Here is a 24,764-nt window from a genome sequence, read left to right on the forward strand (position 1 = left end):
GTTTTGGTTGTATAGTGTGAGCACTGCGGCACATTGAGTTTTCAATTTTCCGCATAATTTAGGCGAAAGCACGGCACTAGCTTACGTGAAGCTGCATCCTCGGATGGACCTGCTTGCCTGAAATTCGTTCACTGCGCACAATAGCCGCAGGAGCGACACCAAAGCCACCCTTGAGGTGGTTTTTTTTGTGTGCGCAGAATTTTCGGGACGTAAGACTGAAAGACAAAATCCCTATACCCACCTTCGGGTATATAGGAGCGGGACGCACAAGAGAATGAGTTGCGCAGTGTTTGCTCTGCGAAATGAGCAAAGCACTTAAGCGCCTGACGACGAAAAAAGAGGGGGAGTTTAATTCGTACTCCCTGGTGGCACGTGGGTTATGATACCGAGGATCTCCAGAAATTTGGGACCCTTATTGCTGGTGTCCGCCGTCGATAACCGATGTTTCGAGCATAGCTGGCGCTGTTCAACTCAAGCCTCAGAGATTTACGCCGATCCCACCAGACATGCCCCCAGTAGCGATGTGAGCAATGCGCCGGTCACTCAAGTCTTGACCCACAGTGTCATTGCTACCTGCCACCTGTACCACAAGCGGCTTTGATGATCCAAACCTTTGCACAGATTGCACTGTCGGCGCATCTGGAATAGCCGGAACCGCGCTTATCGAAGTCACGTTCGGCATGGTCGGAATAATAGATGCCGACTGCACGGACGACGGTATCTGCGATGCAGGCGCGATATTGATGCCTCCAACAGCCGAAGACGCTACAGCCGTCGCGCCCCCGCCTGCCAGCGCAGCCAACTTGTCCTTGTCAGCGGCCTGAATCGTACTGACCTTGCCTACCTTAAACCCCTCCATTTTACCCATGCCGTCGAGCAGCATATTCATTTCATCGCTCGACAGGTCTCCTATTTTCTTGCCGCGTAAATCTAATCCCTTTGCATCAGCTGTTTTGTAAATTCTGTCAGCATACGCCTTAACATCTGCCTTGCCGGAGTAGTCGGAAATCGCATACTTCGGCAGCATTTCCTCAATGGTTTTTTTCCCATGAGAAGACTTCAAAAGCTGTGCTTGAGCATCGCGACCAGATTCTGCTGAATCGAATACGGCATTGCCCCATTGGTCAAGGTCGACAATTCCAGTGCCATAACGTTTCTGAGCCGCCGCGAGCGCGGCCTCCTTCGTCCGCTTGGTCTTGACAGTCTTGTCTGCGCTACCGGCATATTCAAATTTCAAATTTCCGGGATTATTGTTCCGCCATGCAGCCGTGCCGCCATCACGCTGCTCAACAGAGCCATCCTGATGTTCAAAAATTCGAGTCATCCCAACCGCTTTAACCAGCCGCACAATGGGACTCGCCATTTTCTCAGCGCGCCCTTTCACGTAACCGCCAGCCGCACTAGCACCAGTCTTAACAGCGTCACCGACTACAGCAGCACCTTTCTTTACATCCTCGACTACCGGAGCGACGGCAGCCTTGGCTTTGTCAATGATAGGTGCCACTACAGCTTTTGTCTTTTCAACAGTGACAGCGGCCACTTCTTTAACCTTAGCTACTGTCGCATTGACATCAATACCTAGTTTGCTTTTCAAGAAGGCCTTTGCCCCATTAATGACGGAATCCCAGGCTGCACCAACCGTCTTCGAGATATCGGATAGTTTGTCGGTTGCCGCCTTCCAGGAATCCTTGATGAACGCAACGGATGTGTCCCAAGCACCAGTGATCTGCGCGCCAATCTTTTCCCAGTCGAGGGTAGAAAGCCATGCGCCGACCAGCTCACCAACCTTGTCACCGACCATGCCACCAATGACAGTACCTATAGGCCCACCGAGCAATGTACCGATACCGCCGCCGATAAGTGCGCCAACGCCGGAGCCTACGCCTGTAAAGCGACCTTTGCGATTTTCCTCCGGTGTTTTATCTGGATCGTCAGGACCAAATGCGCTGGTCGCCGCAGAGATGCCGGCGAATGCCGCTCCGATAAGCGGGATGCGACGGAATAATCCCTTCCCTAATCCGCCCATCAGACGACCGCCCCCCCTGAGCAGACCACCAAGCAGGCCGTCCCCACCTTTAAGCAGACCTCCGAGCGCGCCAAGACCAGGAATTTTAGTAAAAAGCCCACCGAGCATCGATAGGATACCGCCAGATTTTTCTCCAGCGCTATCCTTATGCTTATTCTCGCCTGCACGCCTGGCTTCGGCTAAATGGTAGGCAGAGTCTTCCTGACGCAAACCCCGTAGCTCATTCCATAAGCGCTTGTACCAGACAACCTTTTTGTCGTCAGCGCCTTTGCCGAATAACTTCGCCCAGCCACGACCAAGCGGTGCAACAATGGAGTGAAGTTCTTTCGCGGCTGCGATAGCAGGGGCAACATCTGGAGCCTTTACGACTGCCGCACCTACCACGCCATGTACCGCCCCCATCGCTTTTTTTAGTGGATTGCGAATATCGAGTTCTTCATCGTCTTCTTGTGGCTCAGACGCCACCTTCTTTTTATTTGGACTGTTCTCTTTTTTCGTCTTTTCTTCTGGCTTACTTACCTTGGCGTTGGCCGGCAGGAATCGCCCATTCGCGCCGCGCTTAGCGGGCGTGGCTGGCGTAACCCTCAACCTGGTCGCTCGTTCTGCGTTGACTGTAGCTGCTTTGGATTTTGGCGTGGCTATAACATTCTTAACTGCTACGTCATTTTTTTTCGCGGTTATTCTGGTCTGCACAGCCGCAGTAGACAACGATTCACGCAGGCTATGAACTTCGTTCCTGATCTCTGTCCAGAGTTTGAGCGCTCGTGCCCACTGCACCGGCTCTCCCTGGAGAAATCCCTTATCGTCGCTTTTCAATGCCATGTTATATCACCGGTTGAAAGATTTGTGGCTAGGCAGACGCCATCGTGACACCCTGTAGACTAGTCTCGTGCGCTGCTGCTCGCGCCAGCATAAGGTCGGCACGACGGTTCAGAAATTTTCTTGTCGTCATCAGCGTAGCTTGAACATCATCGATTGCCCGCTGGAGGTTAGCGCCTCCCAGGATATCGTTCTGGAAATGCTTGTTTTGCCGGCACGACGTGTCGAACGCTTCAACCACGCGCTTCGCCTGAGCGAGCAAAGCGGTTAAATGTCCCTCCATTGGGGTCATATCGCTGGCATTTTTCAGGAGGATCGAGGCGAGGGACTGGCTTTGCTGCAAGATTTGCGCACGCACCGTGCGGATTATCGCCATCTGTTCGGCAATCTTCGGGTCACGCTCCGGCTCGTCGGACAAACCCATAAGGTAGTCGGAACTGACGCCGTATGCCAGCGCGGCCCGGACAATTGCCTTCCTGGAAATTGGGCTGTAGCCGCTCTCCATTTTAGAAAGCGCTGATGAGTTTTGATAGCCCAGCAGTTTGGCTGCTGCTATTTGCTCCAGATTGTTCAATCTGCGGGCGTTAATGAGGCGTATGCGAAGTGTTTCATCGAGCGGTCGACCAACGATAAACTCTCGCGCCTTCTGTCCCGAAAAATCCGCGATGGCTTTTGAAGTCAGCCATCTGCGGCAAGATTCAGTGTCTTGAATTTCTTCAATATCGTGGGCGTCCTCGATATCTATCTCGGAATCGGCGTCAAGATTGTTCATTTATTTGGTCCTGTTGTGGAAATTAATTGTCGGTCAACCACCGCCAGGTGCTGCCGCTGGCGGCTCTGTGGCTTAGGTCGGCGTCATGAAGCGGCGCATATCGTCTTTGTCGTGCGCAGTCAGAGAGCAGAGGGTCATTGGGATGAGGATTTCCGTGTAGAAGCCGTTCGACTCTATTGGAGAAGACAGCGGCTCTCCAATCGACTCAATGACCATGGGCGCATACGTGCGGCGCTTGTAGGTGAAGCCGATCATCTGCGGAGCCTTAGAAGGAAGTAGGGCCGTGACGTAATCGGAGATACCGCTCTTTTTTGACATCACCCTCGCTACAAGACTGTCCTTGCTCAACTGCTGCGGAAGCGCCCAAAACCACAACTGCTGAAGCGGCGCTTCAACTTCTGATTGCGCATCGAAATGCGCTCGGAAAAGCATAGTTAGGGTGATTTTCAGGGGGGGCATTCCGCTGAAAATCTGAGTGGAGTTCATCTTCGTAATGCCAGTGCGGCCCTGAACATCCTGAAGCGTTTTCGTTACGACGCCTGGATCGGAGGGGGATTGCGAAGACGAAGCAGTCTTACCGCCGCTCGGGGCTGCACGAACATCATTCATAGCCCCGAGTAGCGCTCCCGATTGAAGCATCGCGACCAGTGCTGGAGCTTTTGTGTCAGGGCTACTATTCTCAAATGGCGACTGCCAATTCAGCGTTGCGTCTAGATTCACCTCTGTCAGCGGTGCTTGCACTTCAATCATCTCTTGACCATCTCGAAGCCCATCTTTGTTCACTGGGTAGAAGCTGGCTATCAGTAATGGGTTCAAGCCCATCCAGTCGCTGCTCAAAATCGTGTTGTCGCTGGTGCTCTTCATAAGTGCGGCTCCAGTTAGAATTATTTCAGGCGCTTGTTTTGCTCAGTCAATTGAGATTGACGAACTAACAGCGTAGGCAATTCGACTCCCTGAAGTCTCTCCATCCGAAACCGAGGAAAATCTTCTGTAAACGACTGGAGCAACCGCTGCTTTGTTTCGAGTCCCTTGATTAGAAAGCGCCACGATTCAATTTGCTCAAAAGTTGGCTCAATCTTTATATCCAGCATTTGCTGTTTGCTCAGGCCCGCCGCTCGGTATTTTCCCTCGGCTTGATGCCGCGTTGTCTCGGCCGTCAAGATGCTATGGCGAAGCCGCTTAAGTTCTTTACCAATTTCAAATTGACTGTCTCCGGCTGCGAGTAGCGCGGGTGTTACCTGGTTGCGGCGCTGCTTTGTGTAAGCATCCCATTGCTTCAAATCTGTTTTTGCCTGAGCGAGTTCACGGGACACGGCAGTATTAAAGTTGCGCAGAGTCGTTTCAATCGGCGTCGCATCAGCTTGCTCCGCCTGTACCGCGATTTGCAAAAAATGAACTCGACCAACTGTTTGAAAAAGCTCAGTGAAAGATTGTTCAAGCTGCGAGAGCGCTCGGCTGACGACAGGGTCTTTGCCATTCGCGTTCGCTTCCGCCGTTTCCATGTCGAAAGTGAACTCTGGATCGGTTCCCGACTGTCCGGCGAGAATTGGCAAGAACACTGAAATAAATTCGGTTGTTGAGGGGAGTGCTTCAGATTGTTTCATGGGACCTCCTGTGGTGATGAGAGCAAAGTCTGTCTCACCGATGAAGCTGGCTAGCTCTAGGTTTTACGGAAATCGCTATTTTTAAGCTGGTTCGGCGTGAAGTCCAAGAAAACCAAAGCAAATGCGGCTGAACATCGGAAAATTCGCTAACCAGGTGAGTCCCGCCACGGGGCAACCTAGGATGCTGCGATAGGTAGCGTGCTGCCGGCCAAGCGACTTGATTCCGAGACAAATAGACCGGAAGCGCCCTGCATCACTGTTAAGGTGTTTTGCTGACGTCCTGCAAGTCTCTCGCGCACGCATAAGCATAAGAAAATTCAGGCCTACGCCGTAGCGTCCTGTCTCTAATTATGGAATTTCACGCAAGAAATAACCCGTCAGAAGTTGATTCCTTCATCAGGCATTTACAACGAAGATTTAAGGGCACCGGTTGAATTTGATTCTACCGGCGTCTCTTTTGGCACCCGAGGGGCGAGAAAGGTGCTCTAGATGGGACAACGAGTGTGACTTCAAGTCTTGATGGCTTGACGTTGGACGATCCCGCCTCTACTTCCAATCCCATACAGAGCACACGCAACAAATATAGCCACTCCGCAAACCCGCGTCAATGAAGGGCGCTGTAGATGCGCATCGGCGGCTTGTTTGACACTAAGTTTTGCGCTTCGATTTCACCATAAGTTTTGATAAGAGTTGCGATGCTTGCTCCTGTTTCAACTGTCGTGGGGCGTGCAACCGTTAGATGGCACTATGTTCGTGATTGTCCGAATATGGCTAAATATACCCATATGGAGCTATTTTATTAAAATATTGCACCATATGTTATTTTCCGTTAGCATCAATGGCATTGACACATTAATAGGAGAGCGCGTGACGCCGGATATCTTTAAGGGAATGTTGGATGAACTAGGTTGGAAGTCTTCGGATTTTTGTCGCCAGGCTGGCGTTGGACGTAATACACCCAGCCGATGGTTAAATGGAGTTGTTCCTATACCCGCATGGGCCGGACGATTTCTTGAGCTAACGATTGAAATCAAACGGCTACATGAAAAGTACGTGGTTCCGCCAAAAATTTACGGCTTGGCTGAAACTGACACGGAAGAACTCTAGAAAATTCTAGCAATTCAGACCAAAAGTCTGCACGACACATAGCACATAAGGAGCAATAAATTGAGTTCACCAAAGCTGACGAATGAAAACAAATCCAGTCTTGCCGCTGGAGCACAGGTCGCAAAACGTATGCTGGCCGGCATTGAAGACTTAGTGCTTCACGCCAAAAAAACTCACTCGGACTTTGACATCCAGGCTGTCGTCGACCTTATCGACCACAGCTTGAATTGTCAGGGCGATATGCGGCGTGGCCTTATATTCGGACTGGCTGACTTCGTGGCGAGTTCAGTCGAGGGATGCGCCCCGGGAGCGAGCACTTGGGACCCGACTGAGCGGTTTTCTGCCATGCGCGACACTGGACCTGATGTAGTTGGGGGGCAGTTTGCTCCGGGTACAACAATGAACGCAACGTCCCTCATCAACAAAAAGAAACTGCTGACAATGATTCCGCTGGCCGACCGCACAATTTTTGACATGGAAAAACGCGGAGATTTCCCAACGCGCATCACCTTGAATAGTCGGAATGTGGCGTGGGATTTAGCCGAAGTGGAAGCTTGGATAGGTGCAAAAAAAACATCTAGCGAACGAGCGCGACGCCCATTTGCAGCGTAAAACGGGGTCAGGCGGCTTTGGTACGGAATAAAGGTAAAACGATGAACACAGAATTCATGCTGCTGGCGATTTACAACAAACCACGGCTAAGTATTGACGAGGTATGCGAAGCACTAGGTATCAGCAAGGCAACTGGTTACACGCACCGGTCGCTAGGAAAATTTGCCGTACCCATGGCGGGCAATCCACTATCCGCCGACATACGGGACGTTGCCGAGGCGATTGATCGGCTAAGGGAAGCAGGGAAAGACGCTGCTGCGCACTAGATGGTAGTCGCTCATACCAAGCCGGGAAGACCGAAATTTTCCCGGCTTTTTGCCTGTCGTTACAGATAAATTACGGGAAACTTCTCTGGCGTCGATCAGATATTGACATAGAAGCCCTGGAAAAAACATCACTTGTATTAGTTCAAACTCGAACTGACACGTCATGTCCGATGCGATCGACTGCAAACGACCCATTGCAGAAATTGGCAATCTCGACTTGCCTAGCACCAGGCCGACGTTCACACCTTATAGAAGCTGCTCGCTACCCCATCCAAGTGTCCATGGACCGAACTCCGCCAACCACCTCATTGTCCAAAGCTATCCATGCTGGTTCACCGCCGCAATTTGCGTCGGGCGGACCAAGTCCAAATATCCGGACTGCCCGATCGAGGCCAGGAAACTCACGAGTTCCTCCACACGTTTGACTGTTGCGGTTGTGCCACGTGATTGGCCAGCCGTTAGGAGCGCTCGAATTGATTGATCTTGACCTACGTAGACCCACGGTTCAACGTTTTGATTCGTGAGCAACTTCTCTAGGACCTCGACAGCGCGATCCACATGTGTTTCACAAACCTTGGCAAGCCACGCCACAACGTTGTATGCCGGCTCCGGGACGAACCCTGAGCGCAACATCCTGAGTAGTCGGTCAAAGAGCCAAGTGAGGTCGATTTGATGGTTCTCGCACCACAGCCCGATTGAACCGAGTTCTCCCTCAAAGTGGGCACGCTCGGTTGCAACCTCGCTAGCGGCAAGCCGACTGTCCCAAAAGGCCAGCACCCGCGTCCGCTGCAAATCCGGGAAGTCAGTGGCAGGTTTCTGCAAGTTCCTACCTAGCGCCCACATGACATGTTGGCGAACCTTCCCTGGTGCCTTGATCAGGAAGGAGTCAAGCAACCCGCCAGATTGAAGATCGAGATATTCGTTCAGATAGAGAATAACCAGGTACTCGCCAAGGCGATTCTGTCGGTACCCTTTGCGATCGTTGGGCGTGTCAGCAATGAGTCCTATCTCATGCACATAGTCGCTGCGCAGATCGTCAAGCTTTGAACCAAGTGGCCCACCGTCATGAAGAAGGTGGCTAAGCCATGCAGCGCGCCGCAACTGCTGATCGGATCGTGCAAACATTGGCACCATGTTTTCGGTGAGCCAGCTCTCTCCAAAATAAAACAGCCACCCTAGATAGCGCCCCATGATCGACCGCGGGATGCGACCGTTTGGTGAGCAATCCCGAAGTTCAGTCTCTAATGCAGCCATGACCGGCGGCGTCAGTGCGAGAGCTTCGCGCGGCGTGCTCGCATGCGTCGATCCCGCTTCCTTGCTCAGCCAAAAGATCAACAGTATGCAAAGTTCAATGGCAGCCCCTCGCAAAGTTGTTTCCGAAGCGAAGTACGGGTCCCTCTCAAATCGCTCTTCAAAGTCGTCAACCTCGGGCGCCTGAGGTGCGTGACGATGAAGTGTTAAGAGCAGGTCCTGAACTGTTTCCTTGTGTTCAAAACCTATCCCAGCGGCGCCACGCCGCAAGCCTGCCTTCAGGAGCTCGCCCCCGGCTGCGCAGGCCCAATGCCATGTCGGATCGTCGCCTTCGGCAATCGAGGCCGAAGCAATTGGCTCATTCAGGCGGGAAAATGTTAGACCGAGCAACTGTAGAACCGAGGTCCATGGGAAATCGCGCTGATTTCTTGTCGCATCGCTCAACCCATCAAGCAATCGATGAACGTAGACGGCAGGAAGGTCGGCAAACTGCATGGCCTCTTGCGCATACTTCACCGGGTTCTGGGTCGCGACCCTCATTAGCTCCTGAGCAAGAGCTGTTATAGTCTGACGCCGCGGCTCATGGCGGGGCTGCCAGTCACGCAGGAATGCGACGATCTCTGCGATGGGCTGCGACGCGAAATCTGCTGTTGCCAGCGGGCTTTCTTCCTGTCCAGTCCAATATGCGTTCCGCCAAGCCTCAGGATCGCCAAACTCTGCGACGATTGCATCGACCGAGCGCTGTCGATCTGTCGGCAGTACAGCCCGCCAATACCAAAGTGCATCGCGCAACACGTGGGCCGAGAAGATACGCACCTCTTCAGCATTCGGTGGCTGCTTCGCGCGCTCTTCAAAGCGTGCCTTCCAGCCGTCCATATAGCGCCCTGAAATAGCATCTGCTTGCCCGAGGACTGTCTGCTGATCCGTGGGTGTCAGCGATGGAAACCAAGCAAGCGCAAGGAGCGCGTACTCGTGCGTGCACCATGGCGCTTCGAGAAGCTCGGCATCCAAGAGCAATGACCTTGCCCGCTCGGACGCAGCGGCCGGGTGCTGTGAAAGCAAGAACATTTCCAAGCGGCGAAAGAGCTTTGGCGTATGCTTTCCAAGCACTTCCAAGACAGCCGGCATCTGCAGTGCGTCGCCGTGGATGATCTGCTCGGCAGAATATCGCACTTGGCACTTCAACGCGTCGTAGATGCTGTAGTTAGCGTTCGAGTCATCCGTAATCAGTCCTTGATCGTATGACGTAGGATCGAACGCCGGATCATCGCCAGCCTTGCGACTGACCACCGCTTGGTTCAAGAGATCGCTGAACAGTTCTAGGGCTGCCACGCCAAATGCCGCCGTCAGCACGGGCGTCAACTGCGGCAAGCTGTGCTCATACATGTGCTGTGCATAGAGGCTTGTGGTGTTGCCGTCGTCGCCGAACACCTGCAGGAGGCGGGCTGCCACCGCTAGCGCCGCAGCGCGCTGCCCCCCGTTTGCGAGTCGCTTTACCAATTGCTCAGCCGGCTGAAGCGTCATGGAGTTGGCATCGCGGTCAAGCCATCCGACCGCGACCTCTGCAAGAGACGCGGCTTCGGCGGCCGGAAAGGCGGCGATGATCTCCATACCGCTGCGCCTGACATCGGGGTGTTTTGAGGGTGCAACATTTCTGACAGCCATCGCAACCTGGTCTCTGACAGTTGCGTCCTCAGACTCCGCCATGCGCCGCAGATAGCTTCCTGCTGGCCATTCTCCAAACCGTCCGACGTTGACGCCTGCGCCCGTGAGCTCTGGCAGCGGCGGCCCGATGAGTTTCTGCTGGGCCAGAAAAGGCAACCAATCTGCGGTTTGCAGTCTGTGGAAGAAATGCCACTGCAGCGGCATTGCGCTGGGCACTTCTGCTCCGAATAATTTGGCCGCTTGACTTTTGTCGGACATCGCAGCAAGTTCCTCGACCCGTCGCATGAGCACGCTGTAGCGCCTTTGTAGTGCTACAGCGACGGCGCGGATCACCATCTCGAATGGTTGCTGGGACTTCTTCCGAAAATCTTCGTCGACCAACAATGACTCGTGGAACGAGTGCTCATGCGCTCTGCCAGCCGTCTTGGACAGCGAAATCCAGGCTTCAGCAACGTCACCGTCAGGTGCAAGTCCGAGGCTCGCAGCGATTTGACGAATTTGGTTCGCTTGGTTGGTCCGAGGCTTAAGTGCTTCAATCGCTCTTTCGATTGCGGTGTTGTCGAGTCCGAGTCTTGACAGTTCTTCCCTGGCTTTGATGTGCAGTGGATCGATTGACTCTTCAGCGGGGCGTATCTCCAATGAAGCTTTTAGTGAACGACGCAGTATCCCTTCAAGCTCACGCAATGCATGAGCGGCGATTGGCCGCGATACGCGCAGCTCGAAGACTCCCAATGCCAAACGGCAAAAGTCGACGTAGCGGTCCGAGATCGCGCGGCCGAGCAAGCGCTCCAGCAAGTTGGCGGTGTCTTGCTGTTCGGCGCTCAGCTCACTGCTCTCATCAGATTCCGTCATCGATTTGGCCTTGATTCGGTAGAACTGTCCTGCCGGTGCGATGCCTACACACGTACTTTACAGACGGCCGGCGTTTAAGGATCCTAAAAGCAGTCTAACAACGATGGCTGGTTGTGGCCGATTACGGACTGGCGGTTAGACGCCCCAAGAATACCCCTTGGATTAGAGTCTGTCTGACATGTAGTGTCAGGTCAAGTCTGAGTTATTACACATCACTGCATCATATTTGCATCAAATACGGTGAAAATCCGCATGAAATAACACTTGTCCCTCCAATCCATCACTTGAGAATGAAATCCAGGGTTTCGCGAAGGCCTTTCAGCACGCCCTGAATTCTATCCTTGGTCTCTCTTGAATATGCGCCATGGGTTTGGGCGTTAAAGCTTACGCGCTCTTTTCCCTCTGCCGTTTTCGGACCGCTTGATTGCTCCCATGGCTTCCATCTCTGAATCAATTCTGACTGCCTCAACCGTTCTTCCTGTGTCCATTTCCGCATAACTTCCATCTCCTTCAGTTAATAGTTTGTTTTGGATTTCTTGATTTTCTCGTGCGGGCGCGCGCGTCCGGGTAGCACCATTGCCGCCATTGTTGACCTGCACGTTCTGCCCAACATTGGCTTGCTTGATAAACGTCGCCGCAGCACGAGGGGACTTGATTTCGGAAAGTGCTTCCACTGTCGTGCGACACTGTGACTGTGCCTTCAATGCCAAACGCAGATAAACATCCATTGCCCCAGTGTTGGTTCCAATATTTGCTTGCGCTCGCTTCGCTAAATTGTTGAAAATTGCGTTCAATGCGAACGCTTGAGCCCCAAGCATTGACTCAAGGCACGATAAATCACCTTTTTCTATACGGGCGGAATACTGATTAGCGACGGCGAACACTTCGTCGAGAGCAATCGGCCCCCACGCGTCCCCCGAAAATTCTCGTGTAGTCATGGCATTAGAGTCAACAGGATCAAGGCAAATTACGGCAGCCTTGTGGTCACGACTGACGTTTTTATATGCATCAGCGTTGAGTTTTTTCATAACGACTTCACTTTCTGCCCGGCAGCCGGGAATTTTTGTTTGATTTGATGCATGGCGGCACGCACTGCGTCGAACGCTTGCGCACGCCTCGATCCTTTGAGCGATGACTTGGGGATGACAAACTCTCCACAGTCGGTGTTCCAATACTCGGCCGATAAGTCGGAGTCACGCTGGCGCTGATAGTCACCATTAGCATTGCGGGAGTGTAGCGATTCGCTCATATCGATCTACTGGCTACGTAGTTGGCAACCTTCTTTGCTAGTTCTGCACGCTGCTGGCGAGCAATCTCAGCATCAGTCGGTATTGCGGCCCGATTGGCTTGGCGTTGAGCATCCAGATCAGCCAGCAGTTTTTTAACCTTCCCTAGTTGCTCGCGTACGCTAGGATCATCTCCTTGCACTTTCTGCTCAGGTGGGGCCAGAAGCGCGGCGACGACAGAAGCAGGCAACCGGCTGGTGCGCTCGGCCGCTTGTAACGCCAGGACTTTGCGGCTCTTATCATGCCCCTCAGAGACGATCCAAGCTGGGGCGCGCATCTGGAACCTGGCGACGTCAATCAAGCGTTGATACGCCTCAATGAATGCCTTGCGAGCGCTGATTGCGCCGCTGCTGTCAAGCACCGGCCTGGCAATGGCGAAGGCTTCTGCCATTTCCTGCGTCCAGACAATCGTTTCATTCTCATCGGTGCTCAATAAGGACAGCGCCCAAGCTTCTTCCGCAGCCGGACGGCCATCGAGCAGCTTGCAGCGCTTGACGATACCAGCAGGCTTCGGCTCGAACGTGCCTTCGTCGTTGATGTAGGACGCGAATCCAGCAGCCACAACGCGTAACGGGTAGGGCGAGAGGGATTTCCACCACGTTGCTAGCATCGACGTCTCAGGTAACGGCTTTGCGTATTGCGCCATGCAGTCCTTGAGTAGCTCAAAAAACTGAGTCTTCTCGTCATCAAGCATGACTTGGCTCCATGTCGATGGTCATCCCATCATCAAGCGGTCTGCAGCCAATAGCCAAAAATTCAGCCATGACGCGAGCGTTGGTTTGCTCGATGGTTTCGCCAATGGGGCGTGTCACAGATAACGTACCTTGATCGCGTTGGATAACCAACGTGCCCCACTTTTCACGGAGTTTTCCCGGCGATAGAATGTTGGCACACCAGAACGAACTCTGCTTCGACCACTGGAACAGTTCGCAGATGTCGCGGTGGCTGCGATTATCGATTTCACGCATCAGACGTACATCGTTCGCCCATGTTTCCCAATTCGGTTCCTTCGTCGTCGCGTCGACCTTGAGCACCAACTTAAACATCCAGCGTGCTGCACTATGATCTTCTTCGGTCCCGTGTTTTTTCTTCGATGGCACGGCGACCGTTGGCGCGGTAGTGTCGACGTTTCTCTGCTCTTGCTCTTGTTTCTGCTCCTGCTCCTGTTCTTGGCTTACAAGGGGCTTGTAGGGGGCTTCTAATGCGGCATTGATGGGACTTTCTAAATCGCGCATTTCACTCATATTAAAAATCCCCGCGTACTTCTCGTAAAACCCGCGTAAATGCTGGTTCTTGGGTAGATCGTTATAGTCATTCTGAACACCCAAACACCGCTTATCCTCGGGCTTTAATGGCTTTAATTTCTCGGAAATCTGATATGCGGCCATCTCGTAGACCCATACCATCTCAGCCTGATGATCGTAGGCGCAAAATCCGGCTTGCATGGCGCATTCAAGTCCCTTGGTAGCCCCCTCTAAGCCCAGGCCAGTCTCGTGAGCAATAATGTTAATGGGAAGATAGTAGAGGCCAAGCATGTTTGCGTTCGGGGCCGTCATGAGATACATGCCGACAATAAGCGCCTCCACGCCTTGCTTACGTAAAGCTTTGCCAGTCGTTCCTATCCAAAACTTAGGGCTAACTTTTGAGTAGTTACGCATCTACGACTTTGTCCATGGCGGCATTAGTTGCGAACATGTCGGCCTGCATCAGATTAATGCCCGCCTTTTCCAGCACATACAATGCGACGCTGGCATGTAAATACCCGTCGGAGTCCACAGCAGTTACGCGTGCAGTGGAAATTGAATGCCCAAGCTTGCGAAGCTCCTTAACACGAGCGCCGCTATGTGATATGTCTTTGGCGCGAAGGTTGTAGGTCGTTTGTCGACATATCCCCAGTAACTCCAATACGCGAGTGCGCCGGTCTTCTGCGCTGTTGGACCGTCTCCACAAAATACAGGAGGCTGTACTGGCGGCGGATAACGAGGTATGATTTAGAGATGCTGTGTTCTTGGAAGCCGTGTTCTCTTGGTCGGGGGCGACGGCTTTTATTTTTTTACTCGGTGGATTCCTATTCATGCGGAGACTCCGGCGCACCGTGCGATAAATGCATCGATCTCATCCGCATCCCACGCCGTGACCCCTTCACTCAACTTGAACGGTTTTGGAAATCCGTTTTTTTCCTCTCGCAACCAGCGCCAGATTGTTGCAGGACTCACGGGAAGTTTACCTGGTTTGCCTTTTGTGCTTGCCAGTTCACTGAGTCGGATAAATTTACATTTTCGTTTTGACACAATTCAATCCTTGAAAACACGCCTTAGCGCAACGGATTGAACTATGATTTGACTCACTAATTTTGTGAATGCTTTCTGCCCGCAGGGTGTAATTTGTCCCAAGACAATATTTTGCGGTAAATCACTATATATGTAAGTATGCTCATTCTCTGATCAAGCACAGCGCGGGCAGCTGAAGCGGCATTTTTAAATTTTAGCCTATGTAATTTATACCATGCGTACAAATCATCTTCGAGCGCATGATTCTCTTGGTGGGACGCGTATGCGGCTCGTGCCGAAGAAGCAGAATTAGAGAATTTTTTGTTGCCTGCATAGATTGCTCCCTGCAATAGACCTAGCATACGATTGGCCTCGGCAGCATTGCGCCAAGACTCGTAACTGTTTTCTCTTCCCTTAATGGCCTGCACGGCAAATGCACATGACGCTACTAGTAGCCCCAGTCGTATGGCTGCGATTCTGATTTTAACTGGCTTAGATTTGCAGCTTTCCTCAATATCTAGCATTACTTCCAGCTGAGATTCGCCGGTTATGTCATCAGCCAAACAACGTTGTACAAACAATTCGTAAAAATTTTGAGATTCGTCAAGTTTCAATGTTTGATGAAACGAATCCAGTGTACCTAAGATGGCTGCTGCGAATGTTTTTGACGACTGCTCGTCATTTGGTTTTTGACTTCTGAGCTCTTCCATATTTTTCTCGATAATTGCCACCGAACTGTTATTAGTTCGCAGCTCGAAGTGACAGAACATCTGCACCCATACGCAATTTGTCGAGGTAATTTGACCATCGTTGCATCATTTCTCGTCGGGCCGGTAAATGCGCCGTGCGATTGTAGGCGCGACCGTTCGGGTCTTTTACCGCGTGTGCTAATTGATGTTCTATCAAATCTATCCGTTCGCCCAGCACTTCATCCATGATTGTGCGAGCCATTGCCCGGAATCCATGTCCCGTCATAACTTCTTTGCTGTAGCCCATGCTACGTAATGCCGCGTTGACGGTGTTTTCGCTCATGCAGCGTTCGCCGGTGCGAATGCTTGGGAAAACGTACTTGCCGTGTCCGGTCATAGCTTGCATGTCACGCAGTATCTCGACCGCCTGCGTCGATAGCGGCACCAGGTGGTCGATTTTCATTTTCATTTTTTCGCCTGGTATGCGCCACTCTGCTGCATCCAGGTCAATTTCCATCCACACTGCTGACCGCAGTTCTCCTGGACGCACAAACAGCAGCGGGGATAATTTCAGGGCTGCTACGGCATAAGGATGTCCGGTATAGGCATGGATCGAACGCATCAACTCTCCAGCCTGTTTCGGCTCTGTAATGGCAGCATAGTGGGCTTTCGGAACAGCGGACAACGCGCCGCGTAGGTCTGCCGTAACGTCGCGTTCTGCTAGACCAGTGGCAACGCCGAACCTAAACACTTGGCCGCATATCTGCTTGATCTTGTGCGCCGACTCAATAGCTCCGCGTGCCTCTATCTTGCTTAGCGCCGCCAGCACGTCCTTTGGCTTGATATCGGAGATTGGCATGGAACCGATGAAGGGGAAGATGTTCCGTTCCAGCCAAGCCGTATTTTTTTCTTGGGTGCTTTCGGCGCGATTTGCCGCCGTCTTGCCAAGCCACGTGCGCGCCACTGTTTCAAAAGTGAATGCGGCCGCCGCGATCTTGGCTTGTTTATCGTCGCGCTTGGCTTTGCCAGGATCGATACCTTCCGCCAGCAACTCGCGGGCCTCATCGCGTCGTTTTCTGGCCTTGGCAAGCGACACAGCAGGGTAGACGCCCAGCGCCAGCGTTTTTTGCTTGCCGGTGAAGCGGAAGTTCATGCGCCAGTATTTCCCGCTCGCGTTCACTAGCAGATATAGCGCTTGCCCGTCGGCGTGTTTGTCGCCAGCCGGTGCACCGCTGTGTTTTACCTGTCGAATGAATGTGTCTGTCAGTGCCATGAAACCCTCGGTGTTGGTATGTCGTTTAGCACTTTTGAAAGGTACCAACAAAAATACCTATAAATTGTTGGTATCTCATGGTATCGGGTGAAACGGCTTGAGACAACAAAAAACCCGCCATGCTTGGGAGCATGCGGGTTTTGAGAGTGCTTGATACTGCATGAAACGTGTTCCTGGTGCCGAGAGCCGGAAACTCGGATTGAGCATCTGAGCGGCTCTCGGTGGTGTTGGTGTAAATGAGGTGTAGTGCGGTCACTTCACCAGCAGCTTGCGGTCAATCTCCGAGATCGGGATCATGCCCAAGCCATTGAGGGATAGCCGGCCTTCGCGCACCATGCGGCCGACGGTCTGCGCGCTGATGCCTAGCATCTGCGCCGCCTGAACCTGCGTGACCTGCGAAGGCCGTGGATGCCGCTCTGCGTAGATTTGAGCGCCCCGTGCAGCGCATTCTATCAAGGTTTGTTGGTCGGTCATTTTACTCTCCGTCAATGCGTTTAAATTCCACCACCCACACCCAAGGATTCGCCATCCAGTCGCCACCAGTTGATTCCCATAAGTCGCACCATTGGTTTTGAAGATCTTTCTCGGCGTCATGCTCGCGCAATGTCGTAGACAAACCTTCGGCAATGATGTCTTCGGTATTGATGCTCTGCAGACGCTCGACGCGCACCGCGGTGATTTCCAGCAGGATCCGGCTGCAATCGCGCGGCATGTGGATTGACGGGATCCGTCCGAACTTGCGCGCCCATGGCCGAGCCTCTGCTGGCTGGTATTCCTTGCCGCGCCATTCGTCGTCGTAGACCACGCATGGCTGATCGCCGAAGCCTGGTAAGTCGCAGCCCCAGAAAGACTCGCGTACCCAGAGTCGGTCGCCTGGCTGGCCGTAAGGGCAGTGAATTGCGATATCTTGCAGTTTCGGCAGCAGTAGCCCGTCGAGTGGACGGCGAAGCCATTCGCCAGTCAGGTTACCGGCACTCGATACTGCCGGCTGCGGCTTCACGATCCGGCGCGTCTGGGTCTTGTCGCCGGCGAGCAGCGCGCGCACCATGGCGCCGGTAAATAAGATTGGGCGTTCTTTCATCGCGCTCTCCATTGTTCAATAAAATTCTTCGATACCGAGCGCCAAGGACACTCCGCTGGCCGATGCCCTGTGCGCCCGCAGAGGGTGCAGATGTCGTCATGGTCGCTCATGATGTGCTCCGATTCTCGATCTGCAATAGGCCGGCGTCTATTACGTGCTCGACTACCGTTTTCCCGTTTTGCAGCATGATCTGACCAAGAAAGGCACCTTCGAAGCTCAGCACACCGGTTTCTATAGCCATGATCTGGCCTTTGATCCAGTCACGCAGGATGCTGCAGACACTGATTTCGGCCTGCGCAAGGGCTTTCTTTTCATGATCGGTCTTCGAGCTGCGTGTGCGCTGGCCGTATGGATGCTCCCGCAACCAGGCCGCAGCGTAGCCGCGATAGCTGGCGCGTGCAGTGACATCCCGGCCGCGATGGCTGAATTGCACTAGAAGCTCACCCGCTTCGCTGTCGGTCATGGTGCCGAATCTGCTGCAGCCGAACTTCATTAGTAACTTGCGGATTTCCTCCAGTGCTGTGCCGCCGCTGGTCGCATTTTCGTATGGCAGGCTCATGACTTTGGCTCCCAATATTTGCCATCTTTCCCGCATTGTTCTTCCCAGGCACGGTCTTGATCTGTCCAGCGCCTATTTATTTTTCCAGAGACAGGATCAATCCCGACGCTTGGGCGCCGGCAGAGCGGGGCATAGCCAAGGATGAAATTCAAAAGATTGAAGTGCTTGTGTTTACAAGTTGCGCAAATCTTGATGGCTTCGCTCATGATTTTCCCTCCGACTTCTGAAAAACTTCTTCAAGCATCTGATGCGCTGCCTTTTCCATATCCGGAGCGATGCAGTAGGCGATGATTTTGCGGCATTCATCGCGCCAAATTTGGTTCTGTAGTGAATTCCACTCGGCGCGGATTTCTCGCGTCTGTTCGGGCGTGTAGCAATTCTTCATGTCGGTGAATTTCATCGTCATTCCTTCGGAAGAATTGCGTCGATGCGCGCGATGACCTCACGGGCTTCTTCCAAATCGCAAAGTTCGGCTCGACATCCCACCTGGCCTAGATATTCCTTGGCGTCCTTCAACAGCTGGATCATCTCATCACTCAGCGCCGGAGCTGCTGGCGGTGGCGGGGCGCTCCGTAGATATTTCACCGTATCGTCTATGCAAGTAAGAGTCGCAGGTGAAAATTCCCCGTTCACTTTGAGTAGTTTTAGCAGACGTGCGATCTCTTCGCGTTTATTCTCCGCCACTGGCTCCTGCTGCGGCGCGGCCACCACCCTATATTCAGCACTGGCGTGGCTTTCTGGCTGAATGTCGATAGATTGACCACCAGCCTGCTGCGGCGCGACCATTGCGGCGCGAGCTGCCTTCCAAATCTCAAAAGCGTTAGCTGGCACATCGACAAACCACCAGTTAGCTTCTGCCCATACCTCAAACAGCTTCCGCTCTGCTTCAATATCGATAGCCATAATCACCTCAGAATTCAAGAAACATGTATGCGGCCAGCGTCAGGCCGGCGGCGAAGAGAAGCGCGTAGAACGAGTTCTCGGATAGGGTTTTTAGTTGGCGGGAGGTCATATGATTTCCATCACGGTTTCGATAAAGATTTTTGCTTGCTCAGCGTTGATCGCGTTGCCGTAGGCGCGCAGTCGTCCCACTCTTGCGGTAGCCCCATGAGCCAGCGGGAATGTGCCGGGTTCAACTGGCCGGAATTTTCCATCCCTGCATCCAAGCCAGTCAGCAGCACGCCAGTAACCGTTAGTCGGACCGGCTGCGTTTTCAGAAATCCAATATGTGTTTGCGATGCAAGCCCCATGTTGACCTTGCGGCCGCTGGGGTGTCGCCCCGTCATTGATGTCTCTGGATGTGGGCGTTTTCCCCCATTGCCGTCCGATGAGCACGGGGTGTTCCAACCCGCTAGAGATGCTGCTTCCTGCATCATCATTCCGCCGGCGTTGCGGGCTTCCCGGTTTTCGGCCGTATCGACCCCTGACTTGTAATCTCGTCGCGTAGGAGTCGGCCACCCAGTACGTTCTGTCTCGGATGTGCGGCGCACCGACGCCCGCAGACGGAAACGGGACCGCCCCGAAGGGGTAACCCAAGGCTTCCATGTCATCTTGTACAAGGTCGATCCAAGCATCTGCGTCTTTGCTCGCAACCTGCTCTCCAAGGATGATTGGAGGCTTGCACTCGCTGATGAGGTGATACCAGGCCGGCCAGAGGTGCCGCTCGTCATCAAAGCCAGCTCCTTTGCCTGCCGCGCTGAAAGGTTGGCAAGGACAGGAACCGGTCCAAACAGGTCGATCGTCGGTCCAGCCGGCGCGCCGAAGGGCGTATGCCCAGACTCCGACGCCGGCGAAGAAGTGGCATTGTGTGTATCCGCGAATATCTTCTGGTCTAACATCTTCAATGCTCCGTTCATCGACATCACCGGGGGCGATGTGCCCCCCCCCAATCAGGTTACGCAGCCACTGTGCTGCGTAGGGATCAATTTCGTTGTAGTAGGCGGCCATTGGCGGTCACGCTGCCTTGAGATGCTGCGCCACCTCAACCCGCTCCACCAGCGCAATGATGGCCTCTGGCACCGCAAACAGTTCCAGCTCGGCGACGATCCTGTCGCGCATCTCCTGGGCGCCGAACCTGACGCCCTCGCGGTTCGCCTGCATGATCTTCTGGGCTTCGGTGGTCATAATTTTTCCTTAGCAAGTAGGACACGTTCTTTTTCTGCGCGCTGGATAAGAACGCATTCAGCGTGGATAGTGCGCCATCCCCCGGCATGTCTCTCAAAGTGCCCGGCACCTTTGGCAACCTGCTGTTGGCAGCGATAGCAAATGCCGGGAAATTTATTACGCATCGCTGTCTTTGGCGGCCAACCTCGCAGAGGAACTCATGTTCTCGTCCGTAAGTTCTACGCGTCGCGCCCATACCCAATAAGGTCCGTCTTCGGTGTCTTGAATCCAGATAGTGAACCAACCGTCACCAGCCGGTGACGCTGGTTCCCATGCGCTGATGTCAGGGTTACCATGCTCAAAATAGCTGTCAAATGCAGGATGGGTGTCATTCTCTCCTTCGAGCATTTTGTACTTGGTGAGTAGTCCTTGGCTATTCAACCAAGCTTTGTATTGAGCATCCTCACCCTCATCAAAATCTGGCATGTCTGGGTGTGTCCAGTAGCCGTACCCATCTCGTTTTACTTCTACTGCTTGGATAACTGTCGTCATGCTCATCTCCATAAAATTGGTGTTGCTGCCAATGCGACTGCGGTCTGGAATCGAACCAAAGTCTTACGTCTTTCGCTACTCTGGATAGTCGCCGTGGCCTTTGGCGTAGTTTCCATTTCACTACTTCGCATATGCTCTACCACTGAGCTACCGCATGCGTATTGGCTCCGCGCGCACCCGGCGCGGATCGGGGTGGTTATTTCGGTAGAAATAGTTCAGCAGTTGTTGTCGGTGCCGGCGGCTCAATGGTGATCTCGATGTCCTGCTGGATCCGGTCGCAGAGTAGGCCGACCACATCGGTATCCGGGTGCGCGATGATGCGGAAGCCGGTCACCACGGTGCCGCCGTTCTGTGGGTCGAACACGAACTTGTCGACCTTGCAGTCGTGCAGCACGATGTCGCTATCGCCGCCCAGGCCATAGTCGACCGTGACCTTGTAGCCGGTGCCTTCGAAATCCCATTTGATCGCGCCCATCTTTGGAAAGCGTGGCTGTGTCGGCGATTCCGGATCGGCCTGCTCGGCCAGGTCGGGATCGTCCGGCGCCTTGTAAAGGAAGTCGCGCAGCTCGGCGCTGAACTGTTTCAGGATCTCGCCGCTCAGGTTCGCCCGGATGGACAGGTCGACGGCAATCTGATGCTCGTCGCCGTGCAGTTCTGCGCGCGGATTGACATTAGTCAGGCCGACCTGCGTTTTCGTCAATTCAAACATGGTGTTCCTTTCTGGTCATAAATTCAAAGTAGGGCCTACGGATAAACTGGTGGAACCTGGTGGCAGCGCTCTCGTCGCGGTCGATATCTCCGCGCGAGGTTACATGGCAGATCGAGCGCACTGCCCGGGTGGCTTCGACCTCGCTGTCGACGTGCAGAAATGCCTGGAAATCGGGCTCGCGGCAGCGGAGGGCGAGCCAGGTCGATAAACGTTGGGCGGTCATTGCACTACCTCATATTTTTCAAGCAAGCGCGCCACGTTATCGTTTATTTCCTTGATTGCGCTGACGATGTGCGCTTCCATGGCATCGATAAATTTCTGGTCGCGCTCGATGCGCTGAATGTAGAGCTTCATTCCTTCGGGGAAGGCCGGATGCCAGGAAACAAAATCCCACCACTGGCGACCGGTCACGAACATACCGCCTTGGCACTGGGCCATATGATCGGCAGGCATGCCGTAGAGCAGCGTGGCCATGTGAACCGCTGGCGTGTATGGCGACTTCGCCTCAAAGCCGCCATCGGCGTCTATCAGGCCATCCGGCGATGCGCCACATTGCAAGATGGTAGGGTGGTCAATGAATCCGACTTCTTCAACGAATGCGCCTGTAGCTGTTTCGTATGCCATGCGCGCGAACGGCTCTTGCTCATTGCCCCAATCAGTAGCCTTGCTGGTCCACATTGGTCCAGGCTGGCCGGTCAACAATTCAAGCGTGATTTCAGTGATCGCAGTCTCGCGCGATTTTAGAAAATTACCATTCTTGCCCATGGCAATGACATCACCAAAACGCGATCCGGTGACCTTGCCAAGCCTGCTCAAGAACCATTCTTCGTTTTGTTGAGTGCGTTCCATGATCAGTCGCCGCCTTGAACATAGCCGCCGGCTTCATCCATAGCCGCCACGAAGTCAGGATCAGCCGCAGGAGCTGCGCTGGTGGTGCTAGCTGGCATATCTACAGTCCGAGCTTCGTCGGCGCTGCGTAGGGCCGCACGATGCCGCGCAACGGCTTCTTTCAGCTTGGTATGGTCGGCAGGCTGCTTACCGAGCTTGGCATTGTTGGATTTCCAGTAGGCGAGAGCGTCGGCATCGGTCTTGGTGCGCGTGGCCTCAACTATCATCGGCTCGACGTCAATCCAGTTCGCGCCGCGCTCCTGGGCATTGAAGTCGATACCTTCGCCGCTCTCGGTGTTGAGCATGTGAATGGCTTGCGCCAGGCGTTCGGTCTTCGGCCACATCTTGTAGGCCCTTTTGATGACCGTCTTCTTTGCCATCTCGTTGTAGTCGGTCTTCCAAGGTCCAGAACCCTTCTTGCCGGATTCGGAACGCTGCTTGATGGCATCGACCTCGGCCAGGGTCATGGTGGTGGTCAGGTAGTCGCCGATGTTCGTCTTGACGACCACATACACGCCGACCATATCGCCGCGGTCCATGCCGAACGGATCATAGGCATGCTCTGGCTCTTTATCGAAGCCGTTCAACGTGAAACGGTCACTCGAATAAACCACCTCGGACCGGCCCCACATGATCGAGCCGGAATCGATAGCCAGGTCGAGCAAGCCCATATAGCTGATGTCGAGGCAAATCTTGCCCCCGCGCGGCACCAGATATGCCTGCTTCTTCGCTGGGTTCAAGCTGATCCCGATGGCGGCAATGTTCGTCACGGCGTCGACAACGGACTGGCGATTCTTGGCCGCCGTGCTGAGCGCATAATCGTTGCCACCCAATACCTGAATGGCGAAACCGGCTTCACGTTCGAAATTGAGCGACTTGTCGGCCAGCACCGTCGAGAACTTGTCCCGAGTGCCGTAGATGTCTTCCGTGATAAGTGTAAGTGCGTTTGACATGATTTTCCTGTGGGTCAGTTAATTTGTGGGCGGCGCAGCTCGCCCTTGCAAGCGCGCTCAAATGCGATCTTGGAATCTTCCGGCCAGCCATCGGCTTGACAGAGATGCGCCACCTGCCGCTGGACATCAATCTCTTCGGCGGTCGGCGCGGCGTAGTCACCCGCATTCGTGCAAACAGCATTCGCAAAGCCGATGCCGGTGATGACGGCCATGGCGCAGAGGAAGTCACGTATCTTAAGAAACCTGCTTGACGTGATCTTGTGGCCGAAAATAGCGACGTAATCTTCGCCGTAGGTTTCTTCGTAGTTTTTCATGATCTATTCCTATTTCGCGTTCAAAAACATCTTCATCTGCCGCAGGACTTGGCTCGTCTCGCTGCGCACTACATCGTCCGGCTTCGGCGCATCTTTCGGCCGGCGCGCTATCTTCATCGCTATGCGCTTCGAGAGCAGGCGGTGGGAAGTGTTGGTCATGGATGGATCCCGATTGGTGCTTTCGGCAATGGCATCCAATAAGTAACATGCGAAAATTTTCTCAATGGATGTCCACTAGAAAGCTGCCCTTGCTGCCAGTCCGCATATCCTTCACTGTCAATGCTTCGTAGACTGGCGGCAGTAATAATAGTCACTGGAATAGTCTGCTGATCGAACCAGTCGCCAGTGCGAAGGTCGATAAAAACTGCGCACCATTCTCCAATCTTGGGGAGGCGGTCATCAACGCTAACCCAACCATCCGAATCGCACGAATTTTCATCAATTCCAAAGAGGTCAGCATCGCGCTTCATCTCCGCAAACTCAGCAGCCTCGACGCCAAGGGCCGCGTAGTGCACTAACTGCTCGGGGGTGGCGGTCATGCTGCCTCCGCTTTGGCGAGGGCGGCGCGGACTTTAGCTCTTGCCATAAATTGTTTGAGCGCTTGTTTTGATACCCCATATTGAGCACTCACAAAACTAAGAGATTGACCGCTTGCAATGCGCACCTCTATTTCAGGAATATCTGAATGAGGAATAATTGACTTGCCTTCACACCCAGCAGACCAAGTATTCAGGCGACCATTGCGACGGCCATTTTCAATGCAAATTTCTGGCTTGGTTTGCGATGTATGACGTCCTTTACGGACTGCATCTTGCTGGTTATCTTTGTGCGTTCCGAGAAACAAGTGGCTTGGATTGACGCACACCCCAATATCGCAGGTATGGCAGACAAGGAAACCTTCTGGGATTGGGCCTTTAAAAAGCTCATAAGAAACTCGATAAGCCAATCGCGAAGTTGCCTTGTCGCGTATTTGTGGCCGCTCATCTCCATTTCTTCCGCGCTTTACTGAGCCGATCCAAATCCAGCAACCAGCGATAGGAACTGGAGTCCATTTGGCGTTAAAACGATCAGTCAATGACGTGTACTGATTACTCATCACATCTCCTTAGAATT

At 53.5% G+C, this 24,764-nt stretch carries 33 protein-coding genes and 1 tRNA gene; 3 read left to right on the forward strand and 31 right to left on the reverse strand.

Annotated features, from left to right (window positions below; genetic code table 11):
- Positions 1-478: 478 nt before the first annotated feature.
- The 4 genes from LT85_RS25205 to LT85_RS04960 all read right to left on the reverse strand — a co-directional run bounded on the left by LT85_RS25205 (position 479) and on the right by LT85_RS04960 (position 5,221).
- Positions 479-2,848 (reverse strand): hypothetical protein, encoded by a 2,370-nt coding sequence (locus tag LT85_RS25205; protein WP_052134670.1) that lies wholly within the window; start codon positions 2,846-2,848, stop codon positions 479-481.
- A gap of 28 nt (positions 2,849-2,876) precedes the next feature.
- Positions 2,877-3,617, reverse strand: a complete 741-nt coding sequence (locus LT85_RS25210) for a helix-turn-helix domain-containing protein (protein WP_052134699.1) — start codon at positions 3,615-3,617, stop codon at positions 2,877-2,879.
- A 72-nt stretch (positions 3,618-3,689) separates the two neighbouring features.
- Complete coding sequence (locus LT85_RS04955; protein WP_052134700.1) at positions 3,690-4,481, reverse strand: hypothetical protein; 792 nt, start codon at positions 4,479-4,481, stop codon at positions 3,690-3,692.
- 20 nt (positions 4,482-4,501) lie between these two features.
- Complete coding sequence (locus LT85_RS04960) at positions 4,502-5,221, reverse strand: hypothetical protein (RefSeq protein ID WP_038486025.1); 720 nt, start codon at positions 5,219-5,221, stop codon at positions 4,502-4,504.
- 867 nt (positions 5,222-6,088) lie between these two features.
- Here LT85_RS04960 and LT85_RS26400 point away from each other — a divergent pair.
- Genes LT85_RS26400 through LT85_RS04975 form a run of 3 tightly spaced genes read left to right on the forward strand, consistent with a single transcriptional unit; the run spans position 6,089 to position 7,206 of the window.
- Complete coding sequence (locus LT85_RS26400; protein ID WP_156117430.1) at positions 6,089-6,328, forward strand: hypothetical protein; 240 nt, start codon at positions 6,089-6,091, stop codon at positions 6,326-6,328.
- A gap of 60 nt (positions 6,329-6,388) precedes the next feature.
- Complete coding sequence (locus LT85_RS27650; RefSeq protein WP_437177282.1) at positions 6,389-6,940, forward strand: helix-turn-helix transcriptional regulator; 552 nt, start codon at positions 6,389-6,391, stop codon at positions 6,938-6,940.
- Positions 6,941-6,981: 41 nt separating this feature from the next.
- Positions 6,982-7,206, forward strand: a complete 225-nt coding sequence (locus LT85_RS04975) for a MarR family transcriptional regulator (RefSeq protein WP_038486031.1) — start codon at positions 6,982-6,984, stop codon at positions 7,204-7,206.
- 318 nt (positions 7,207-7,524) lie between these two features.
- On the opposite strand, the gene LT85_RS04980 is transcribed toward LT85_RS04975, so the two are convergent.
- The 27 genes from LT85_RS04980 to LT85_RS25820 all read right to left on the reverse strand — a co-directional run bounded on the left by LT85_RS04980 (position 7,525) and on the right by LT85_RS25820 (position 24,747).
- Entirely contained in the window at positions 7,525-10,974 is a 3,450-nt protein-coding gene (locus LT85_RS04980; RefSeq protein ID WP_038486034.1) for a hypothetical protein, read from the reverse strand.
- Between the two features lie 377 nt (positions 10,975-11,351).
- The gene (locus tag LT85_RS04985) at positions 11,352-12,002 is read right to left on the reverse strand and encodes a hypothetical protein (RefSeq protein ID WP_052134701.1); all 651 of its coding nucleotides are present in this window, start codon (positions 12,000-12,002) and stop codon (positions 11,352-11,354) included.
- A complete protein-coding gene (locus LT85_RS04990) occupies positions 11,999-12,223 on the reverse strand; it encodes a hypothetical protein (protein ID WP_038486038.1) in 225 nt (74 codons plus the stop codon). The genes LT85_RS04985 and LT85_RS04990 overlap by 4 nt, the downstream gene beginning before the upstream one ends.
- Entirely contained in the window at positions 12,220-12,954 is a 735-nt protein-coding gene (locus LT85_RS25215; RefSeq protein WP_052134703.1) for a hypothetical protein, read from the reverse strand. Before LT85_RS25215 ends, LT85_RS04990 begins: the two co-directional genes overlap by 4 nt.
- Positions 12,947-13,918: a hypothetical protein gene (locus tag LT85_RS25220; protein ID WP_052134705.1), complete on the reverse strand. Its 972-nt coding sequence runs from the start codon at positions 13,916-13,918 to the stop codon at positions 12,947-12,949. Before LT85_RS25220 ends, LT85_RS25215 begins: the two co-directional genes overlap by 8 nt.
- On the reverse strand, positions 13,911-14,336 hold the full coding sequence (locus LT85_RS05005) for a helix-turn-helix domain-containing protein (RefSeq protein ID WP_038486081.1): 426 nt from the start codon (positions 14,334-14,336) through the stop codon (positions 13,911-13,913). Before LT85_RS05005 ends, LT85_RS25220 begins: the two co-directional genes overlap by 8 nt.
- Positions 14,333-14,551 carry a helix-turn-helix transcriptional regulator gene (locus LT85_RS27070; RefSeq protein WP_172656942.1) on the reverse strand — a complete coding sequence of 73 codons (219 nt, stop codon included), beginning with the start codon at positions 14,549-14,551 and terminating at the stop codon, positions 14,333-14,335. The genes LT85_RS05005 and LT85_RS27070 overlap by 4 nt, the downstream gene beginning before the upstream one ends.
- A gap of 56 nt (positions 14,552-14,607) precedes the next feature.
- Complete coding sequence (locus LT85_RS05010) at positions 14,608-15,240, reverse strand: hypothetical protein (protein ID WP_038486084.1); 633 nt, start codon at positions 15,238-15,240, stop codon at positions 14,608-14,610.
- Between the two features lie 31 nt (positions 15,241-15,271).
- On the reverse strand, positions 15,272-16,492 hold the full coding sequence (locus LT85_RS05015) for a tyrosine-type recombinase/integrase (RefSeq protein ID WP_038495099.1): 1,221 nt from the start codon (positions 16,490-16,492) through the stop codon (positions 15,272-15,274).
- Positions 16,493-16,744: 252 nt separating this feature from the next.
- Positions 16,745-16,966: a helix-turn-helix domain-containing protein gene (locus tag LT85_RS05020; protein WP_038486087.1), complete on the reverse strand. Its 222-nt coding sequence runs from the start codon at positions 16,964-16,966 to the stop codon at positions 16,745-16,747.
- A gap of 1 nt (position 16,967) precedes the next feature.
- The gene (locus LT85_RS05025) at positions 16,968-17,573 is read right to left on the reverse strand and encodes a hypothetical protein (RefSeq protein ID WP_038486089.1); all 606 of its coding nucleotides are present in this window, start codon (positions 17,571-17,573) and stop codon (positions 16,968-16,970) included.
- A gap of 106 nt (positions 17,574-17,679) precedes the next feature.
- Positions 17,680-18,132, reverse strand: coding sequence for a hypothetical protein (locus LT85_RS05030; protein ID WP_038486092.1), 453 nt, complete (start codon positions 18,130-18,132; stop codon positions 17,680-17,682).
- Positions 18,129-18,338, reverse strand: coding sequence for a hypothetical protein (locus tag LT85_RS26405; protein WP_156117431.1), 210 nt, complete (start codon positions 18,336-18,338; stop codon positions 18,129-18,131). The genes LT85_RS05030 and LT85_RS26405 overlap by 4 nt, the downstream gene beginning before the upstream one ends.
- Complete coding sequence (locus LT85_RS05035) at positions 18,335-18,532, reverse strand: hypothetical protein (protein WP_038486095.1); 198 nt, start codon at positions 18,530-18,532, stop codon at positions 18,335-18,337. The genes LT85_RS26405 and LT85_RS05035 overlap by 4 nt, the downstream gene beginning before the upstream one ends.
- Before the next feature lie 2 nt (positions 18,533-18,534).
- Positions 18,535-19,035: a hypothetical protein gene (locus LT85_RS05040; protein WP_156117432.1), complete on the reverse strand. Its 501-nt coding sequence runs from the start codon at positions 19,033-19,035 to the stop codon at positions 18,535-18,537.
- Between the two features lie 105 nt (positions 19,036-19,140).
- Positions 19,141-20,079 carry a DNA cytosine methyltransferase gene (locus tag LT85_RS05045; RefSeq protein ID WP_038486101.1) on the reverse strand — a complete coding sequence of 313 codons (939 nt, stop codon included), beginning with the start codon at positions 20,077-20,079 and terminating at the stop codon, positions 19,141-19,143.
- A 6-nt stretch (positions 20,080-20,085) separates the two neighbouring features.
- The gene (locus LT85_RS26410) at positions 20,086-20,256 is read right to left on the reverse strand and encodes a hypothetical protein (protein WP_156117433.1); all 171 of its coding nucleotides are present in this window, start codon (positions 20,254-20,256) and stop codon (positions 20,086-20,088) included.
- Positions 20,257-20,412: 156 nt separating this feature from the next.
- The gene (locus LT85_RS05050; RefSeq protein ID WP_216595044.1) at positions 20,413-20,787 is read right to left on the reverse strand and encodes a hypothetical protein; all 375 of its coding nucleotides are present in this window, start codon (positions 20,785-20,787) and stop codon (positions 20,413-20,415) included.
- Between the two features lie 35 nt (positions 20,788-20,822).
- Positions 20,823-20,945: transfer RNA gene (locus LT85_RS26415), tRNA-OTHER, on the reverse strand.
- A gap of 38 nt (positions 20,946-20,983) precedes the next feature.
- Positions 20,984-21,496, reverse strand: a complete 513-nt coding sequence (locus LT85_RS05055) for a hypothetical protein (RefSeq protein WP_038486103.1) — start codon at positions 21,494-21,496, stop codon at positions 20,984-20,986.
- Positions 21,489-21,719, reverse strand: coding sequence for a hypothetical protein (locus LT85_RS26420; protein WP_156117434.1), 231 nt, complete (start codon positions 21,717-21,719; stop codon positions 21,489-21,491). The genes LT85_RS05055 and LT85_RS26420 overlap by 8 nt, the downstream gene beginning before the upstream one ends.
- On the reverse strand, positions 21,716-22,345 hold the full coding sequence (locus tag LT85_RS05065) for a lambda exonuclease family protein (protein ID WP_038486109.1): 630 nt from the start codon (positions 22,343-22,345) through the stop codon (positions 21,716-21,718). The genes LT85_RS26420 and LT85_RS05065 overlap by 4 nt, the downstream gene beginning before the upstream one ends.
- 2 nt (positions 22,346-22,347) lie before the next feature.
- Positions 22,348-23,337 (reverse strand): recombinase RecT, encoded by a 990-nt coding sequence (locus LT85_RS05070; protein WP_081992060.1) that lies wholly within the window; start codon positions 23,335-23,337, stop codon positions 22,348-22,350.
- 14 nt (positions 23,338-23,351) lie between these two features.
- Entirely contained in the window at positions 23,352-23,651 is a 300-nt protein-coding gene (locus tag LT85_RS05075) for a hypothetical protein (protein WP_038486112.1), read from the reverse strand.
- 9 nt (positions 23,652-23,660) lie between these two features.
- The gene (locus LT85_RS26425; protein ID WP_156117435.1) at positions 23,661-23,810 is read right to left on the reverse strand and encodes a hypothetical protein; all 150 of its coding nucleotides are present in this window, start codon (positions 23,808-23,810) and stop codon (positions 23,661-23,663) included.
- On the reverse strand, positions 23,807-24,190 hold the full coding sequence (locus LT85_RS05080; protein ID WP_038486115.1) for a DUF551 domain-containing protein: 384 nt from the start codon (positions 24,188-24,190) through the stop codon (positions 23,807-23,809). The genes LT85_RS26425 and LT85_RS05080 overlap by 4 nt, the downstream gene beginning before the upstream one ends.
- On the reverse strand, positions 24,187-24,747 hold the full coding sequence (locus tag LT85_RS25820) for an HNH endonuclease signature motif containing protein (protein ID WP_081992063.1): 561 nt from the start codon (positions 24,745-24,747) through the stop codon (positions 24,187-24,189). Before LT85_RS25820 ends, LT85_RS05080 begins: the two co-directional genes overlap by 4 nt.
- Positions 24,748-24,764: the final 17 nt, after the last annotated feature.

Source organism: Collimonas arenae, assembly GCF_000786695.1.
GTDB classification, from domain to species: Bacteria; Pseudomonadota; Gammaproteobacteria; order Burkholderiales; family Burkholderiaceae_D; genus Collimonas; species Collimonas arenae_A.

What these genes read in the sequence shown, in the direction of transcription:
- LT85_RS25205 (WP_052134670.1), bottom strand. Translation starts at nt 2,848, where the DNA reads ATGGCATTGAAAAGCGACGATAAGGGATTTCTCCAGGGAGAGCCGGTG.
- LT85_RS25210 (WP_052134699.1), bottom strand. Translation starts at nt 3,617, where the DNA reads ATGAACAATCTTGACGCCGATTCCGAGATAGATATCGAGGACGCCCAC.
- LT85_RS04955 (WP_052134700.1), bottom strand. Translation starts at nt 4,481, where the DNA reads ATGAAGAGCACCAGCGACAACACGATTTTGAGCAGCGACTGGATGGGC.
- LT85_RS04960 (WP_038486025.1), bottom strand. Translation starts at nt 5,221, where the DNA reads ATGAAACAATCTGAAGCACTCCCCTCAACAACCGAATTTATTTCAGTG.
- LT85_RS04975 (WP_038486031.1), top strand. Translation starts at nt 6,982, where the DNA reads ATGAACACAGAATTCATGCTGCTGGCGATTTACAACAAACCACGGCTA.
- LT85_RS04980 (WP_038486034.1), bottom strand. Translation starts at nt 10,974, where the DNA reads ATGACGGAATCTGATGAGAGCAGTGAGCTGAGCGCCGAACAGCAAGAC.
- LT85_RS04985 (WP_052134701.1), bottom strand. Translation starts at nt 12,002, where the DNA reads ATGAAAAAACTCAACGCTGATGCATATAAAAACGTCAGTCGTGACCAC.
- LT85_RS04990 (WP_038486038.1), bottom strand. Translation starts at nt 12,223, where the DNA reads ATGAGCGAATCGCTACACTCCCGCAATGCTAATGGTGACTATCAGCGC.
- LT85_RS25215 (WP_052134703.1), bottom strand. Translation starts at nt 12,954, where the DNA reads ATGCTTGATGACGAGAAGACTCAGTTTTTTGAGCTACTCAAGGACTGC.
- LT85_RS25220 (WP_052134705.1), bottom strand. Translation starts at nt 13,918, where the DNA reads ATGCGTAACTACTCAAAAGTTAGCCCTAAGTTTTGGATAGGAACGACT.
- LT85_RS05005 (WP_038486081.1), bottom strand. Translation starts at nt 14,336, where the DNA reads ATGAATAGGAATCCACCGAGTAAAAAAATAAAAGCCGTCGCCCCCGAC.
- LT85_RS05010 (WP_038486084.1), bottom strand. Translation starts at nt 15,240, where the DNA reads ATGGAAGAGCTCAGAAGTCAAAAACCAAATGACGAGCAGTCGTCAAAA.
- LT85_RS05015 (WP_038495099.1), bottom strand. Translation starts at nt 16,492, where the DNA reads ATGGCACTGACAGACACATTCATTCGACAGGTAAAACACAGCGGTGCA.
- LT85_RS05020 (WP_038486087.1), bottom strand. Translation starts at nt 16,966, where the DNA reads ATGACCGACCAACAAACCTTGATAGAATGCGCTGCACGGGGCGCTCAA.
- LT85_RS05025 (WP_038486089.1), bottom strand. Translation starts at nt 17,573, where the DNA reads ATGAAAGAACGCCCAATCTTATTTACCGGCGCCATGGTGCGCGCGCTG.
- LT85_RS05030 (WP_038486092.1), bottom strand. Translation starts at nt 18,132, where the DNA reads ATGAGCCTGCCATACGAAAATGCGACCAGCGGCGGCACAGCACTGGAG.
- LT85_RS26405 (WP_156117431.1), bottom strand. Translation starts at nt 18,338, where the DNA reads ATGAGCGAAGCCATCAAGATTTGCGCAACTTGTAAACACAAGCACTTC.
- LT85_RS05035 (WP_038486095.1), bottom strand. Translation starts at nt 18,532, where the DNA reads ATGAAATTCACCGACATGAAGAATTGCTACACGCCCGAACAGACGCGA.
- LT85_RS05040 (WP_156117432.1), bottom strand. Translation starts at nt 19,035, where the DNA reads ATGGCTATCGATATTGAAGCAGAGCGGAAGCTGTTTGAGGTATGGGCA.
- LT85_RS05045 (WP_038486101.1), bottom strand. Translation starts at nt 20,079, where the DNA reads ATGGCCGCCTACTACAACGAAATTGATCCCTACGCAGCACAGTGGCTG.
- LT85_RS26410 (WP_156117433.1), bottom strand. Translation starts at nt 20,256, where the DNA reads ATGACCACCGAAGCCCAGAAGATCATGCAGGCGAACCGCGAGGGCGTC.
- LT85_RS05050 (WP_216595044.1), bottom strand. Translation starts at nt 20,787, where the DNA reads ATGACGACAGTTATCCAAGCAGTAGAAGTAAAACGAGATGGGTACGGC.
- LT85_RS05055 (WP_038486103.1), bottom strand. Translation starts at nt 21,496, where the DNA reads ATGTTTGAATTGACGAAAACGCAGGTCGGCCTGACTAATGTCAATCCG.
- LT85_RS26420 (WP_156117434.1), bottom strand. Translation starts at nt 21,719, where the DNA reads ATGACCGCCCAACGTTTATCGACCTGGCTCGCCCTCCGCTGCCGCGAG.
- LT85_RS05065 (WP_038486109.1), bottom strand. Translation starts at nt 22,345, where the DNA reads ATGGAACGCACTCAACAAAACGAAGAATGGTTCTTGAGCAGGCTTGGC.
- LT85_RS05070 (WP_081992060.1), bottom strand. Translation starts at nt 23,337, where the DNA reads ATGTCAAACGCACTTACACTTATCACGGAAGACATCTACGGCACTCGG.
- LT85_RS05075 (WP_038486112.1), bottom strand. Translation starts at nt 23,651, where the DNA reads ATGAAAAACTACGAAGAAACCTACGGCGAAGATTACGTCGCTATTTTC.
- LT85_RS26425 (WP_156117435.1), bottom strand. Translation starts at nt 23,810, where the DNA reads ATGACCAACACTTCCCACCGCCTGCTCTCGAAGCGCATAGCGATGAAG.
- LT85_RS05080 (WP_038486115.1), bottom strand. Translation starts at nt 24,190, where the DNA reads ATGACCGCCACCCCCGAGCAGTTAGTGCACTACGCGGCCCTTGGCGTC.
- LT85_RS25820 (WP_081992063.1), bottom strand. Translation starts at nt 24,747, where the DNA reads ATGAGTAATCAGTACACGTCATTGACTGATCGTTTTAACGCCAAATGG.